The organism is Muriicola sp. E247 (assembly GCF_041358175.1).
Lineage (GTDB): Bacteria > Bacteroidota > Bacteroidia > Flavobacteriales > Flavobacteriaceae > Muriicola.
Genome location: NZ_JBGKBE010000007.1, coordinates 118,774 through 134,724 on the forward strand (window position 1 = coordinate 118,774; position 15,951 = coordinate 134,724).

The window sequence follows — 15,951 nt, forward strand, 5'->3', positions numbered from 1 at the left end:
CTACAGGAAATGAGCAGTAGAAAAATTATTCACACTTCCAAAGCCCCTTCCCCCATCGGGCCTTATAGTCAGGCCATACTAGCCGGCAATACTCTTTTTATTTCCGGCCAGATCGCCCTGGATCCGAATAGCGGGGAACTGATTGAAGGAGATATTAAAGAGGAGACCAGAAAATGCATGGAAAACCTCAGAGCAATTCTTACCAAGGCCAGTATGAGCTTTGAACAGGTTGTTAAGGCTTCTATTTTTGTAAAGGATATGAAGCAATTTGCAGAAATCAATGAAGTTTACGCTTCTTATTTTGATTCGGATTACGCTCCTGCCCGTGAAACGGTTGAAGTTGCCAATCTCCCGAAGTTTGTCAATGTGGAGATCTCGATGATCGCGATCAGATAGTTGCTTTGTGGAATTCAACCAGGCCTTCAATGGGTCGTTGTCTGATAACTCCGGTTACAAGATCGTTCCGTTCCAGTACGGCTTTTAACTCATCACGCAGGAAATAGGCGATACTCCCTACAAAATGAATGGGCACCTTGGTAGCCAGCTCGAACTGCATAATATAGTTATTTACAAACTGCTGTAATCCCTTGTCTATTACTCCTTTGCAATAAGGATGGTCCTTGTTTTCAATCAGAAAACGGGCAAAAGTAGCCAGGTAGGTATTTGGGTTGGGCTGTTTGTAGAGGTTTTCCTTGATCACATCCGGATCGAGGTTGTATTCACTGGCAAATTTATGACCTAAGGCCTGAGGCATCTTATGGAAGTAATAATCCCGAATCAGTTTTCTTCCAAAAAAGTTACCACTTCCATCGTCCATGGGGATGTACCCCAGGGAAATCACCTTTTGAAATAATTGGTGACCATCGTAGTAACTGCAATTAGAGCCCGTTCCCAGGATACATACTATTCCCTGATATCCTACCTTGGTTGTTGAATAGATCGCAGCATAGGTATCTTCCTTTACCTCAATCTTGGCATTAGTGAAAAACGATTTAAAGATATTCCGCAGAAACTTCTTCATCCGATCTGTACCGCAACCGGCTCCGTAAAAATAAAGTCGTTTAACCTTGGATTTACTCTTTGAAATCTCAAAGTTATTTGCCAGTCGATCTTCGATGACCTCCCTGGTTAATACTTCCGGACTCAGGCCAAGGGTTTGCGTCATAAAAACCTCTTCGCCTTTTTCATCCAGTGCGATCCAGTCTGCTTTTGTTGCTCCGCTATCTACTATTAATATCATAGAATTACGCTTAAAAAAGAAATCCTTAAAATAAGCAAAATATACCTATTCTAAGGATTTTTTAGAGTTAAGAATCAGCCCTTAGAGCTTGTGGATATATTGAGCCAGGTCTACTAATTTATTGGAGTATCCTGCTTCGTTATCGTACCATGAAATCACTTTAAAAAATCTCGGATTCAATTCGATTCCTGCATCGGCATCAAATATGCTGGTTCTGGGGTCACCGACAAAATCCTGAGAAACAACAAGTTCTTCCGTATATCCAAGAATTCCTTTTAATTCTCCTTCGGAGGCTGTTTTAAAGGCTTTTTTAATCTCCTCATAGGAAGTATCTTTCTGAAGTTTTACAGTAAGGTCCACCACTGAAACATCTGCCGTAGGCACCCTGAATGCCATTCCGGTAAGTTTTCCTTCCAGTGCAGGAATAACCTTTGTTACAGCTTTTGCCGCACCTGTCGAGGCAGGTATAATATTAAGCATGGCACTTCTACCGCCTCTGTAATCCTTTCTTGAAGGACCGTCTACGGTGAGCTGTGTAGCTGTGGTGGCGTGAACTGTAGTCATCAGTGCTTCTTCAATTCCAAAGGAATCATTAAGTACTTTGGCCATTGGCGCCAGACAGTTTGTGGTACAGGAAGCGTTGGAAACGATTTTGTCCGAAGCTTTTACTTCCTTATGGTTCACTCCCATGACAAACATAGGCGCATCTTTTGATGGTGCAGAGATCACTACTTTTTTAGCCCCGCCATCGATGTGATATTGAGCAGTTTCCATCGTAGTGAAAATACCGGTACATTCCGCAACAATATCCACTCCTACGGCATCCCATTTTACATTTTTTGGATCCCTTTCTGCTGTAATCCTTACAGTTTTCCCATCAACAACCAGATGGCCATCTTTAACATCCACTGTTCCGTCAAACCTTCCGTGTACTGAATCGTATTTCAGGAGGTAGGCCAGGTGCTCTACGTCCAGAAGGTCATTGATTGCAACTACCTCAATCCCATCTCTTTTTACGATAGATCTGAGGACCAATCTTCCAATTCTACCAAATCCGTTTATTCCTACTTTTAATGTTGCCATATTCTTTCTTTTATGTACTCATTATATCGGAGACTCTTATGAGCTCCTTGTTTATTTTCGTTTTTCCTTTGATCGCTTCACTTATCGGAGTAAAAGCAATATCGTCATCCAGGATTCCTACCATAAGGTTTGTCTTTCCATCCAAAAGTGCTTCTACCGCCTTCACTCCCATCCTGCTTGCCAGTACTCTGTCAAAACAAGTGGGTGAACCCCCGCGCTGCATATGCCCCAGTACACAAACACGCACGTCGTAGATGGGAAGGTTTTCTTCTACATATTCCTTTAGCTGAAAGACATTTTTACCGGTAGTTGTATCCCCTTCGGCTACAACCACAATACTAGAAGACTTCCCGGTGAGTTTGCTTCGCTTAAGGGAATCTAAAAGACGTTCCAGACCCAGGTTTTCCTCTGGTATCAGAATTTCTTCCGCTCCTGCTCCTACCCCTGCATTTAATGCAATATGACCTACATCTCTTCCCATTACCTCAACAAAAAATAGTCGGTGATGAGAACTGGCCGTATCGCGGATCTTATCTATGACCTCCATAGCCGTATTGATAGCCGTATCGAAACCAAGGGTATAACGGGTGCCGAATATATCGTTGTCAATAGTTCCGGGTATTCCTATGACAGGTATGCCAAATTCTTCATTAAATAAAAGGGCACCTGTGAAACTACCGTCACCCCCAATTACGACCATGGCGTCTACACCTTCCGATTTGAGCTGATCGTATGCTTTCTGTCTTCCTTCCTTTGTCCTGAACTCTTCACAGCGGGCAGATTTTAATATGGTGCCTCCTTTGTTGATAATATTATTGACACTTCGAGCATTCATGGGAAGGAAATCCCCCTCAATCATTCCTTCATATCCCCTGTAAATCCCTACGCAATCAATTTTCATAAAGGCACAGGTACGAACGACTGATCTGATGGCAGCATTCATTCCGGGAGAGTCTCCTCCGGAGGTAAAAACCGCTACTTTCTGAATTTTTGCTTCCATAAAAAATTTCGAAGTTCAAAAATAGCAAACAATTATGAAATCATAGTATATACAAAGGCTTAATTGCCATTTATCAACTAATCAAACGATGTAGTTTAATAAAAATAAAGGAATGGTTTACAATATTGCGGAAATAACAATTGTTGTTCTATTCCTGATCTGGAAGTGTCTTCGGTTTCTGATAAAACTTAATCAGACTGTCCCTGCCCATTGTCGCCCTTGTTTGTTCAACTTTTAACTTGGTATCCTGACTCTCCTGCTTGGGTTTAAACACTTTACGCAGTAGATCGTTGAAGGTATTAAAATCTACTTCATATGATAAACCTACCCCCTGGGTATAGCCGGTCTGGTCTGCCAGGAATTGCTGGATTTCATTTTCACGGTTAAAGATCTTAGCCCTCAAGGTTCCCTCTTCGTTTAAAAGCACCTGTACTTCCACATCTCCGGCCACAACGGTTTCACTGACACCTCCTACCGGAACACCGAACCGACCGTTAAACAATACTCTGTCACTTATCCTGGTCGATACCGTAACCCCCAGCCTGTTCTCGGTCTGTATCTGAGTGGGGTCTAGGGTACCCTGTTCCAGAGAAAAGCCAAAATCAAATTTATCGTTACCCCCACCCAGAAGGGAATTTACCAGGCCTGAAGCTGTCTGGATGAGATTTCCGGTTACTGCCTGCTGGTTCAAACCACTTCCTTCATCCACAAAGGTGCCCTGGGCAAGCAGGAAAAAGGCGTTGCGCTCTTCCACCGTTGGATCCTGAAGCTTGTATTCCAGCTCCGACTGTACGATGGAACTTGTACCCGGAAATTCTATGTTAAAATCGATGGTGGGCCGCTCCAGTTCTCCTGTAAGCTGCACCACCACATCAGTGGATATTCGTCTGGTGACCCCAGAATTATCGAGAAGGGGCGCCGGATTTGCCGTGAGCGAATACACAGCTTCCATATTTAACTGGGCGGCGAGGGGAGTACCATCCCATACGATACTTCCACCCGGTTTAACATTAAATGACTTGTCAATGACCCCCCCGAAACGGTAATTGTACGTCCCGGTCACAACTACAAAATCCCCGAACATATTAAATTTACCCTTGGTATTTATTTCGATGAGAAGAATCCCTTCCCCTGTTCCCTTCAGGGATGACCCGGTTTTCTGATCAACCACTATTTCCACTTCGGCATCAGGTGTAACGTCGAGGTCAAAATTGAGTTCGAGGCCTTCGTAATCCTGCAGGGTCTTTTCAATTTCAAAGGTTTGCTGATCCTTCTTTTCTATAAAATTGATAAAGGAGTAATCTCCCACAGAAGCTACATCGCTCAGAGGGATTTTAAGGGAAGTACCTTCAGCGGTTTCGCCGTTGACCTTAATTGTTAGAGCCTTTGTGGGGCCAAATATCCTCCCTTCCCCGTTAAGGTACCCGGTTCCGTAATACAACACCTCCTCCTCATAAGGTGTATTGAGAATCAGGAATCGATTGTTATTGGTATTCACATCGAGATCAAGGCTCCAGTCGTCCCAGAATTGATGCTTGATCGTACCGTCGAGTTCGGCCGTGGTATTCATGGCAATATCCGTCAGTTGAATATTTTCAAAATCGAAAGTCTGGTTATACAGGCGAACACTAGAGTTCGGCCCGAATTGGTAATCTACATTGAGGTAAGGTATGGCAATACCTGCATCATTTAAACTGAGGAGGCCACTGATATCGGGATTTCGCAAATCGCCTTTGATCTGAGCCGTGCCATTGAGCAATCCCCGGATGTTGGTAATGACTCCTTCCCCAAGCGGACTAAAAGGTTCGAGGCTGAAGTTGTTAAAATTAGCCATCAGATCGGCATCCGGAATATCATTCCTGTTGCTGAAATTTCCTAACAGACTGAATTTTTCAATGCCATTATCAGAGATTTGTGAATTTACCACGTACTCGGTAAGATCTCTGTTCCCTACAATGCCAATACTCAACTCGCCAAGTGGAATTTCATTAACTCCGAAATCTGAAATTTGCAGGTTACAGGAGGGTAAATAAATATCATCCTTCTGAAGGATATTTAAAGTTCCGTTGATCTCCCCCTGAAGTTTAAGGCTGTCTATGGTCGGAGTAATTTTATTCAGGGAAACAATCTTAAAATCAAGCTGAAGATCTTTATAGGTAGAATCGGCCAGTTCGCCCCTTAATCTTATTTGTTCCCGGTTGTCATTATTCATTACGATTTCCTGGATCTGAATGCTGTCTAGCGATCTGCTGATGATGACCTTGTTTTTCTGATCTCCATCTTTATTAAGGATCCAGGTATTTCCTTTAAAACTAACATCAGAGCGTTTTAGACCTATGACCGAACGGTTCTGTGCATTGAAGGTGTGGTAAAAGTTAAGGTTATAACTGTCGTTGAAATCCCTTCCACCTTTAAATTCCGTTCTGAAGAAGAGGGTGTCAGAAAGTGTGGTGTTGATCAGATTAAAGTCTTTAAGGTCATAGTAGACTGATTTGACATCGGATACCGACACATAGGTATTGAAAAGGGGGTTTTTATTGTCAATCTTTACGTCTATACTATCAAAGACATTATCAAAGGCAGCTATCCGTGGTGATTTAAAGTTGAGCTTAAAGTCGCCCTCATCGGCAACAATATTGCCTCTAATAAACGTATTGGGATCAAAGGCCACCTGAGGAAAAAATACGTCTACAATCTTGTTGTAGATTTTAAAATTGAAATCGAGTACCTGTCCCTCCGAAATTTCGAAGGGTTTGTAATTGGTGTAAATACTACCTATGGAATTTCTTAGGAGCTTGTCGAGTTCGTTGACCTTGAAACGACCCCTCATAAACCCTGTTATGATATCAGGAGAATTTATTTCAACGGTCCTGATACTGTCCTGATCAAAGGAAGAGGTTACTTTAAAATCTTCAAAGTAATAGGTATTGTTGATGTTCTGATAGTTGGTGTTCGAAAAGGAAACATTCCCCACAACATCATCGAGATTACTTCCGGAAATATCCATTTTAACATCCCCTTTAAATACCGATACGCTATCTCTTATGAAGTTCAGTTTCTTTAAGTCGGCATAGGCCACTGAGGCATTAAAATTAAAGTTATTCACGGTGCCCCCGAAGTCGGCCAGCCCCTTAAATTCAAAATTAAAATTGGGATCTTTGGCTACCAGTGAACCGTCGAACAATTGGTCTTTCAGGATACCTGAAACGGCAACATCCTGGTAATTGTAGTCGTTGAAGTCGATCGTATACACCTGTCCGATTACTTCGGTATTCAACTTATCCTGGGCAAACCCCTGCCCTTCCACATTGACGTCCATGGAAGCCAGCCCCAGACTCTTGTCATTGACGAATCTACCTAGATCAAAATCTATAAGGGATACAAATCCCTTGTATCGGGCATTATCGATATTGTCGACATCCGTAAGGGTGAGGTCTACATAACTACTTCCCAGACTGCTGTTTATATTTACCCTCGACCTTACGGATGATTCTGTGATAGTGGCATCTCCCCTTACGGTGAACTGGCCTAGTTTGGAAAATGTGCTGGGGATTGAAGTACCCAGTACTTCGGGCATCAGTGACCTAAGTTCGTAATAGCTGGTAGTAATATTCTTGATGCCCGCTTCAAGGACGAAGGGTTCGCTTTTAGTAAAAAGATTTTTAAAATTAAAGTCCCCCCGGATTCCGGTATTCTCTGTAGTTAGAAATACTTCGTTCACATTTAGATCGTTCAGCACTCCGTTCAGGGATGCTGAAAACAGTACTTCCTTTCCTGTCCCGAACTGGTCACTCAGCGTATTGATGTCATCAAGAGAAACCTTAGAATCAACAAAGTTGGCTGTGAGATTCACCTTGTCAATGAATTGGGCAAAATCTTCACGGTTATAGTCAAAAACCAGGTTTCCGATAAGATGGGATTTTGGCGTCATAATCTCAAGCGAATCAAAACGCATCTGTTGCTTGGTGTATTTAAATGAAGTGCCCAGCTTACTGAGTTCTATCCCCCTTTTGCTTTTAAATGACAAAGCTTCAATCTCCGATGTTACCTCCGGCCCAAGAATCTGAAATTCCCGGGCATTGAGATTGAGATTTCTAAAATTAAGGGTTTCTTCTTTTTCCAGGTTTTCATCGATCAGCCGAAAGACACTATTCTTTATATCGATATCTGAAGAGGAGAGGTAAAAAGGTGGACTACCCGGAGCTCTGGGCTTGTTGTCATCTAATTTTGCGACAAAAACATCGAGGTTGGTACTGGTCTCACCCTGGTAGGTTCTGAGCTTAAAATTGAGGCCGTCAATATCAATTGCCCCGAATTCCAGGCTACCGGCCAGCAGATTCCGGATACTGAGGATGGAAGTGTTTAATTCTTCAATATAAATCAAAGTATCCTGTTGATAGTCCTGAATATAGATTCCTTTCAGGGCCGTGTCCCAGGAAATCAGAGACACTCGCAACCGATCAATATTGATATTGGTTCCAAACTCCTCGTTAATCGATCTGGTAGCATAATTAGCCAGATTAGTCTGGACAACCGGCAAAGAAAGAATAATGGAGCTTAAGACCAAGACCAGTAATACCGTCAGCAGTATTCTAATCCCTATTTTTCTTAATTTTTTGATAGGACGATATGATTTACCTTTGTGCGACCAATAATTATTCCAAAGCTAGGTGAAAAAACAAAATATATACATACTGGCCATAGAATCTTCCTGTGACGATACTTCAGCTGCCGTTATGTGCAATGATACCACGCTTAGCAATGTGGTAGCCACACAGAAAATTCACGAAGAATACGGCGGTGTGGTTCCGGAATTAGCATCAAGGGCACACCAGCAAAATATTGTCCCGGTGATCCACCAGGCTCTGGCTAAGGCAAAGATCGACAAAAATCAGCTATCAGCCATAGCATTTACCAGAGGACCCGGCCTTATGGGATCCCTTCTGGTGGGTACTTCCTTTGCCAAATCTCTGGCGCTTGGTCTGGGAATTCCACTTATCGAAGTAAACCACATGCAAGCTCATATCCTCGCACATTTTATTCGGGAAGAAGGCTTTGAGCGTCCTGATTTTCCTTTCCTGGCATTAACGATAAGTGGAGGCCATACACAAATCGTGCTTGTCCGTAATTATTTCGACATGGAAATTCTGGGTGAAACTCTCGATGATGCGGTGGGTGAAGCCTTCGACAAAACGGCAAAAATTATCGGATTGCCTTATCCGGGGGGTCCCCTGGTTGATAAACTGGCGCAAAAAGGAAATCCCCAAGCCTATCCCTTTCCAAAACCAAAAGTAAAAGGGCTAAATTTCAGTTTCAGCGGACTAAAAACCAGTATACTGTATTTTATTCAACGGGAAACTGCAGCAAATCCGAACTTTATCGAACAAAACAGGGAAGATATCTGTGCTTCCATCCAATATACTATTGTTGAAATTTTGATGGATAAACTTAAAAAAGCTGTTAAACAGACCGGAATAAAACGGGTGGCCATCGGGGGTGGTGTTTCTGCCAATTCAGGAATTAGAATCGCATTAAAAAATACGGAGAGCCAATTGGGCTGGACCACTTATATTCCAAAGTTCGAATATTGCACAGATAATGCAGCTATGATTGGGATCGTGGGGTATCTGAAATTTCGCGAAGGGAAGTTTACCGATCAAAGTGTAACAGCCAAGGCGAGATATATCATTCCCTGAATCAGGAAACGAAAAATAAACTGTTTCGGAAAATGAGCTATATTTATCACTCTCGATTCCACAACTCATAGTCCATGCCCTTTGACGATGTATTGGCCGAAAGAATTCGGATAGCGTTCCACACTTATCCAGAAACTTTACGTTCTGATATTACGGAAAAGAAAATGTTTGGTGGACTGGCTTTTCTTCTGAAAGGCAAAATGACAATCGGAATCATTGGCGACGAACTGGTAGTAAGGGTCGTTGAGGAAAAAATGGAGGACATGCTCACTATTGAAAGTGTCCGAGCTATGGATTTTACCAAAAAACCGATGAAAGAATTTATTTTTGTTTCGCAGGAGGCCTATCAAAGTGAAGAAGAACTGCAGAAATGGATTGCTTTGGGTATTGAACATGCTCGTCGCAAATTAAAATTATAATACACCAAAGGCATATGCAATTATTTTACAATCCGGAAATTACCAAATCGTCAAGCGAATTTACTTTAAGTCCCGAAGAAAGTAAACATCTGCTAAAAGTACTGAGGAAGAAAAAAGGAGATCAGTTCCATGTGACCAACGGCAGGGGCAGGATTTTCGTAGCGGCATTGGAGAGCCCCGATCCTAAAAACACTACGGCCACCATTGTATCATCAGAGAAAAGACATCCTAAGATGCATTCCCTCCATATGGCGGTTGCCCCAACAAAAAGTAACGACCGCTTTGAATGGTTTCTGGAGAAGGCCACGGAAATCGGGATCAATGAGATCACCCCTATAATATGTTCCAGATCTGAAAGAAAATCACTGAAGATGGATCGGTTACAGAAGGTGATTCAGGGAGCGATGAAGCAATCTCAAAGGGCCTATCTTCCCATTTTGCATCCGGCAGTGAGTCTGAAAGAATTTCTGGAAATGGATCATCCTGGGATCCGATTTATTGCCCATTGTCATGAAGAAGAAAAAGTGGAGCTCAAACGAAGGATCGCCCCGGATAAGCGTATTACTATCATGATAGGGCCGGAAGGCGATTTTACGGAGAAAGAGGTGGATCTGGCCTACGAGAAAGGATTCTTATCAGTCTCGCTCGGGGAAAGCAGGCTACGCACCGAAACCGCAGCAATATACGCATGCACCGCGGTAGCTGTTTTTAACAGCAGATAAATGTAGAATAAGTACCCGGAACAGTTGTGAAAGTCCCGGATCGCAGATTACGCCTCTTATTATGTACTTTTGAGTGCTCAAATGACAAAAGGATGAGAAATTTCGCTTTGTTAATCACAATTGGTTTTGGAATGATATTCCAGACAGCAACAGCACAGGAAATCGCCGTTTTAAAATACAAGGGCGGAGGTGATTGGTATGCAAATCCCACTGCCTTACCCAACCTCATCCGATATTGCAATCAAACTATCCGTACGGAGATCAACCCAAAACCTCAGACCGTAGAACCCGGAAGCGCTCTGTTGTTTCAATATCCCTACATACACATGACCGGCCATGGCAATATATTTTTTAGTGATGAAGAAGCGAGCAACCTCAGGACTTATCTCCTAGCTGGTGGCTTCTTACATATCGATGATAATTACGGGATGGAACCTTACCTTAAGAAAGAGCTGAAAAAGATATTTCCCGAAAAGGAACTGGAGGAAATTAGTACTGAACACCCCATTTTTTCAGAACGATTTAAGTTTCCGAACGGCCTGCCCAAGATCCATGAACACGATGGAAAAAGGCCGCAGGCATTGGGCATTTTCGACAAAAACCGGTTAGTACTCCTGTTTACTTTTGAGAGTGATCTGGGTGATGGATGGGAAGACCCGGAAGTTCACAACGACCCTCCGGAGGTAAGGCAAAAGGCGCTTCAAATGGGGGCGAACATCATACAGTATGCTTTTAAGAATTAGATTATGAATTCCATTACAATTTCCAAAGGTATAGTACGTGCGATCGGCATACTGGCTGGTATCGCTATTCTCATGTACTTTCTTTACGAGATCAGATCGGTCCTGGCTTACCTTTCTATGGCGGCGGTCGTCGCGCTTATCGGAAGGCCTGTTGTGCTTTTTCTAAGGAAGCGTCTCAAATTCGCAAATACACTGGCTGTAATCACAACCATGTTACTCATGGTTGCCGTTCTTGCAGGGATTATTGCCTTGTTTTTTCCCTTAGTGGCTGAACAGGCTGCAAATCTTTCTCTACTAAATATTGAGGAACTGAGGTCAAAAATCGGTTCACTGTATCAGGAGATTATCCTCTATTTCGGGGCTTCGCCCGATCAGGTCAATGATCTGATAAAAGGTACAGAACTGGAGAAAAATATGATCGAAGGCCTCGACATTGGCTTTATCCCCAACATCCTTAACACCTTTGTCAATACCCTTAGCGCTGCCGGAATTGGATTATTCTCAGTACTGTTTATTTCGTTTTTCTTTCTCAAGGACAGTTCCCTGTTTCAACGTGGACTCCTGACATTCGTTCCGGATAATAAGGAGTCGGGAATGGTGAATTCCATAAACAAGATAAATGGATTGCTATCCCGTTATTTTGTTGGCCTGCTTTTTCAGATCATGATCCTCTTTGTTATCTATACCATCGTTCTGTTGATCGTAGGCATACCAAATGCGATTGTTATCGCCTTCCTTTGTGCCCTGTTTAACATCATTCCATATATCGGACCTATTATCGGAGCAGTACTTATGGTTACTCTTTCCATGACTTCAAACCTGGGGGCAGATTTTACCGAGGTTATCCTTCCAAAAACCGGATATGTGCTCATCGGTTTTGCAATTGGTCAGCTGATCGATAATTTCTTTTCACAACCTTTTATTTTCTCAAACAGTGTAAAATCTCATCCGCTGGAAATCTTCCTGGTGATTATTATAGCCGGTTTGCTTTTCGGTGTCCTGGGGATGATTGTAGCCGTACCCGGATATACGGCAATTAAGGTGATTTTAAAGGAGTTTCTGGCCGATAATAAGATCGTAAATAAACTCACTGAAGATTTATAGTTTTAGTTTGAATAAAAATATATTAAAAACTGGTGTACAGTCTTTTATAAAAAATAATTACGATACTGACATCGTGTCAGTTTTGCTTTCAAAGCCCCATTTTCCTGAAATTTCCCAACAGGAACTTGCACAACAGCTAGAGGGAAAGAAAAAGGCAAAACAAAAGCTTCCAACCTGGTTTAAAACTCCCGGGATATACTACCCTGAAAAAGTAAATCTGGAGCAGACCTCTTCCGAAAAAACCGCAGAATACAAAGCGGCTTTGGTCAGTGGAAACCGGCTTGCGGATCTCACAGGAGGCTTCGGAGTAGATACTTATTTTTTCAGTCGGAAATTACCGCATATAACTCATTGTGAAATAGACCCTGAATTGCATGAAATAGTGAGTCACAATGCCACATCTTTAGGAATTGACAATGTGGACTTTCGCAGTGAGGACGGGATAGAGTTCCTGAGAAATACAAGCCTGGGATTCGACTGGATCTATATCGATCCCAGCAGACGTGATGAGTCTAAAAACAAAGTATTCCAGCTCTCCGACTGCACCCCTGATGTAGTAATGCACCTCGATCTTCTGCTTTCAAAAGCCCGGGCGATAATGATTAAAACCTCCCCCCTGCTCGACCTCAGCGCCGGCATAGGGCAATTGAAACATGTTGACGAGATCCATATTATTGCCGTTAGCAATGAGGTAAAGGAATTATTGTGGATCCTCAGAAATGACAAGCCTGTTTCAGATATAAAAATCAGGACGATTAATTTTATGAAGAATGAGCAACAGGCCTTCCAATTTCATCGGCAGGAAGAAAAGTCATCCATGTGCTCTTACACCGATCCACAGACCTTTTTGTACGAGCCCAACAGTGCTATACTCAAAGCCGGCGGATTCAGGTCATTGTGCGCAGCATTTGATGTAAATAAACTTCATGAAAACAGTCATCTTTATACTTCAGATTCATTGCTTCCTTTCCCGGGACGGGTGTTCAAAATCATAGAAACTATACCCTTCAGCAATAAATCCATGAAAAGGTTTAAAGGCGTTAAAGCAAATGTAAGCACCCGGAATTTTCCTGAAAGCGTCGCCGGAATCAGGAAAAAATACCAGATAAAAGACGGAGGGGACAACTATTTATTTTTTACTACAAATAAGGGTAATCAACGTATTGTTATTCAATGTTCTAAGGACACTTCCAATTAAAGTTTGCAACCGGATCCCTTGTGGCTTTTCCCAGGTTGTAATGCCACCATTCCGTTCGTACCGACCAAAAACCGTGAGCCTCCATCACCTCTTTGAGAAGCGCCCTGTTTCGGAGTACTTCCTCCGGTAAATCGAAGTAATCGTGATGCGCCTCCCTGCCGAAGAAATCGAAATCGGTACCCATATCCAGTACTTTCCCATCGAGGGTTTCAAGGGTAATATCTACAGCCCCGCCCCTATTGTGAATTGATCCTTTATCCGGGTTAGCTACATATTGCGGATTGGGGTATATTTCCCACATCTTGTATTGAACGGAATTGGGTCGGTAACAATCAAAGAACCTGATCCTGAATCCCTTTTTCTTTAATTCTGTATTTGCTGCGATAAGCGCCTGAGCCGTTTTATTTCGGGTATAGCATTCCGGACAATCGTACACCTTGGTTTTAAGGAAGTTATTTGTTGTGGCATATCGCATATCAAAAGAAAAATCAGAGCTGTAATCTGCAAGCCGTACAAAGGTAGTATCGGCCAATTCAATAAGTGAAGGCAAAGGCTCCTTAACTTCAGTAGCCTTTACTGTATCTACTGGCTGTTCTTTTACCTCTAATGGGATTTCTTTCAATTTATCACTGCCTTTCTCCTTGCAGCCAAAGATGAAGAGTAGTATCAGAAGGAGCTGAAATTTTATTTTCAAGTCGAGATTTTTATATACCGATTTAAAAGTAAGGATAATATCAAAAAGGCGTACCTTACAAGGTAAATCAAGATACAGATGCAATCCCTCAAAGTAATTTCGTTTTTTGTCCTAACATTTTGTGGATGTTCCTTAACAGCTCAGAGTCCATGGCTTCTCAACTTTGAAAAACCTGCAACCAATCCAATCCTACAGGCCGATAGTACAGCAGTATTCAATGATCCAATAGATAAAACCGTTGTTCAATGGCAAAAGGCAGATGTCTTCAATCCCGGCGCCATAGTGCGAAACGACACTGTATTTCTGCTCTTCAGGGCAGAAGACGATCCCACGGCCATCCTGGGAGGAAGAACTTCCAGAATTGGGCTGGCTTATAGCACAGATGGCATTCATTTTACCAAGTATGACGATCCGGTTCTATATCCGGACAATGACGACTTTGCCATTTGGGATCAACCCGGTGGAGTTGAGGACCCACGAGTAGTTGAATTAGCTGATGGAACTTACCTGATGTTATACACCAGTTGGAATGCAAAAACGGCACGACTTTCTGCAGCCGTATCACAGGATTTAAGATCATGGGAAAAGAAAGGTCCTGTTTTCCAAAAGGCACATCAGGGTCGTTTCCTCGATATCTGGAGCAAGTCGGGCTCTGTCGTTACCGAATTGGTGGATGGCCGACTCATCGCTAAGAAAATAATGGATAAATACTGGATGTACTGGGGTGAATTATTTATGAATGTAGCCAGCTCTGAGGATGGTGTCAATTGGGAACCCCTACTGGATGATGAGGGGGAACTACTTCATGTTTTAGAACCTACACTGGAGGATTTCGACAGTCATTTGGTAGAACCCGGACCACCGGCCCTCTATACAGATAATGGTATCCTGGTACTTTACAATGGGAAAAATCTCAGTGGTGAGGGCGCAGGAACGATGGTTGCGGAGAATACCTATTGTGGCGGGCAGGTGTTATTCAGTGGGGAGAATCCAGCTAAGTTCTTAAAACGTCTTTCCGAACCATTTATATGTCCAAGCCTGCCTCATGAGACCAGCGGGCAATACCAGGCCGGAACTACCTTTGTGGAAGGTTTGGTATACTATAAAAATAAATGGTTCCTCTATTACGGCACAGCCGATTCCATGGTAGGCGTTGCCATAGCAGAATCACAAAAGGAATAGGAATTTTATTGGTTCTTAAGGGTCTTGAGATAGGCCAGACTCTTAGGGACCTGTTCCACTACCCGGGAAGATTCGTCCTCTATAAACAGGTATTTAATTCCCAGTTCTTTTGCTTTTGCCACGATCGCGGACATATCTATCTGCCCGGTCCCGAGAACAACATTGGTTTCTACATCTTCATGTCCGGTATCATTCCCTTTCACTCCTTTTTCCATATCCTTCAGATGCATAAGGACAAACTGATCGGAGTACCTGTTCAATAACTCCATCGGATCTGCTCCTCCGTGCTGCACCCAGTAGACATCCATTTCAAAATAGAAGTCTTCGGCATTCTCAGACATGTAATCAAAGAGGGTGCCTTCCCCATGAGGCCTGAATTCATATCCATGAGGGTGATAGGTAAGAATAATATTATCCCTGTCTAAAATTTCCCCTGCGGTATTGAAAACATCAACTGCCTTTTTGGTGTCTTCTATAGTAAAATTATCCCCATCATGAGGGATCCAGGCACACATAACATAGGAAGCACCATAAGCTTTGGCTTTTTCAACCACCCCTTCCGGATTGTTTTCTAATTCCTCAAATGAGGCACCTACACTAACTACTTCGAGTTCGTACTTTTTCAGGAGAGTGATAAATTCGTCAAGTGGCAGGCCGTAGGTATCGCCCCCTTCAATCTTAGTAATGCCCCAATCGTGTATGGTTTTCAGCGTACCTTCAACGTCATTTTTAAACTGATCCCTCAGGCTGTATAGCTGCAGTCCCACCTCCTGTCCCATCAGGGAAGGCATTGCCATTAAAGTTATCAGAACGAGTAAATAAAAACTTTTAAATTTATCCATAGTATTTATAAATGATTTTGATCAGATT

Annotated in this window: 14 protein-coding genes; 8 read left to right on the forward strand and 6 right to left on the reverse strand. The window is 42.7% G+C overall.

The genetic code is table 11. From position 1 onward, the window contains the following. Positions 1-9 precede the first annotated feature (9 nt). Positions 10-396, forward strand: a complete 387-nt coding sequence (locus ACA086_RS11110; RefSeq protein WP_369747567.1) for a RidA family protein — start codon at positions 10-12, stop codon at positions 394-396. Here the strand turns inward: ACA086_RS11110 and ACA086_RS11115 are convergent. The 4 genes from ACA086_RS11115 to ACA086_RS11130 all read right to left on the reverse strand — a co-directional run bounded on the left by ACA086_RS11115 (position 389) and on the right by ACA086_RS11130 (position 7,863). Continuing rightward, the gene (locus ACA086_RS11115) at positions 389-1,240 is read right to left on the reverse strand and encodes an N-acetylglucosamine kinase (RefSeq protein ID WP_369747566.1); all 852 of its coding nucleotides are present in this window, start codon (positions 1,238-1,240) and stop codon (positions 389-391) included. The genes ACA086_RS11110 and ACA086_RS11115 overlap by 8 nt on opposite strands. Before the next feature lie 81 nt (positions 1,241-1,321). Continuing rightward, on the reverse strand, positions 1,322-2,323 hold the full coding sequence (gene gap, locus ACA086_RS11120; RefSeq protein ID WP_369747565.1) for a type I glyceraldehyde-3-phosphate dehydrogenase: 1,002 nt from the start codon (positions 2,321-2,323) through the stop codon (positions 1,322-1,324). A gap of 10 nt (positions 2,324-2,333) precedes the next feature. Then, complete coding sequence (pfkA, locus tag ACA086_RS11125) at positions 2,334-3,323, reverse strand: 6-phosphofructokinase (RefSeq protein WP_369747564.1); 990 nt, start codon at positions 3,321-3,323, stop codon at positions 2,334-2,336. A gap of 148 nt (positions 3,324-3,471) precedes the next feature. Further along, on the reverse strand, positions 3,472-7,863 hold the full coding sequence (locus ACA086_RS11130) for a translocation/assembly module TamB domain-containing protein (protein ID WP_371003380.1): 4,392 nt from the start codon (positions 7,861-7,863) through the stop codon (positions 3,472-3,474). A gap of 130 nt (positions 7,864-7,993) precedes the next feature. Here ACA086_RS11130 and tsaD point away from each other — a divergent pair, with 130 nt between their 5' ends. From tsaD to ACA086_RS11160, 6 genes are all read left to right on the forward strand, one after another. Beyond that, a complete protein-coding gene (gene tsaD / locus ACA086_RS11135) occupies positions 7,994-9,019 on the forward strand; it encodes a tRNA (adenosine(37)-N6)-threonylcarbamoyltransferase complex transferase subunit TsaD (protein ID WP_371003381.1) in 1,026 nt (341 codons plus the stop codon). Between the two features lie 74 nt (positions 9,020-9,093). Continuing rightward, positions 9,094-9,438 carry a TfoX/Sxy family protein gene (locus ACA086_RS11140; RefSeq protein ID WP_371003383.1) on the forward strand — a complete coding sequence of 115 codons (345 nt, stop codon included), beginning with the start codon at positions 9,094-9,096 and terminating at the stop codon, positions 9,436-9,438. Between the two features lie 14 nt (positions 9,439-9,452). After that, positions 9,453-10,160, forward strand: a complete 708-nt coding sequence (locus ACA086_RS11145; RefSeq protein WP_371003384.1) for a 16S rRNA (uracil(1498)-N(3))-methyltransferase — start codon at positions 9,453-9,455, stop codon at positions 10,158-10,160. 92 nt (positions 10,161-10,252) lie between these two features. Beyond that, positions 10,253-10,903, forward strand: a complete 651-nt coding sequence (locus ACA086_RS11150; protein WP_371003385.1) for a DUF4159 domain-containing protein — start codon at positions 10,253-10,255, stop codon at positions 10,901-10,903. Positions 10,904-10,906: 3 nt separating this feature from the next. Further along, entirely contained in the window at positions 10,907-12,007 is a 1,101-nt protein-coding gene (locus tag ACA086_RS11155; RefSeq protein ID WP_369747558.1) for an AI-2E family transporter, read from the forward strand. Between the two features lie 7 nt (positions 12,008-12,014). After that, positions 12,015-13,205, forward strand: coding sequence for a class I SAM-dependent methyltransferase (locus ACA086_RS11160; RefSeq protein WP_371003386.1), 1,191 nt, complete (start codon positions 12,015-12,017; stop codon positions 13,203-13,205). Here the strand turns inward: ACA086_RS11160 and ACA086_RS11165 are convergent. Beyond that, the gene (locus tag ACA086_RS11165; protein WP_371003388.1) at positions 13,186-13,899 is read right to left on the reverse strand and encodes a M15 family metallopeptidase; all 714 of its coding nucleotides are present in this window, start codon (positions 13,897-13,899) and stop codon (positions 13,186-13,188) included. The two genes, ACA086_RS11160 and ACA086_RS11165, sit on opposite strands and share 20 nt — an antisense overlap. Before the next feature lie 78 nt (positions 13,900-13,977). Here ACA086_RS11165 and ACA086_RS11170 point away from each other — a divergent pair, with 78 nt between their 5' ends. Then, the gene (locus ACA086_RS11170; RefSeq protein WP_371003389.1) at positions 13,978-15,081 is read left to right on the forward strand and encodes a glycoside hydrolase family 130 protein; all 1,104 of its coding nucleotides are present in this window, start codon (positions 13,978-13,980) and stop codon (positions 15,079-15,081) included. A 5-nt stretch (positions 15,082-15,086) separates the two neighbouring features. On the opposite strand, the gene ACA086_RS11175 is transcribed toward ACA086_RS11170, so the two are convergent. Further along, positions 15,087-15,923 (reverse strand): sugar phosphate isomerase/epimerase family protein, encoded by an 837-nt coding sequence (locus ACA086_RS11175; RefSeq protein ID WP_371003390.1) that lies wholly within the window; start codon positions 15,921-15,923, stop codon positions 15,087-15,089. Positions 15,924-15,951 lie beyond the last annotated feature (28 nt).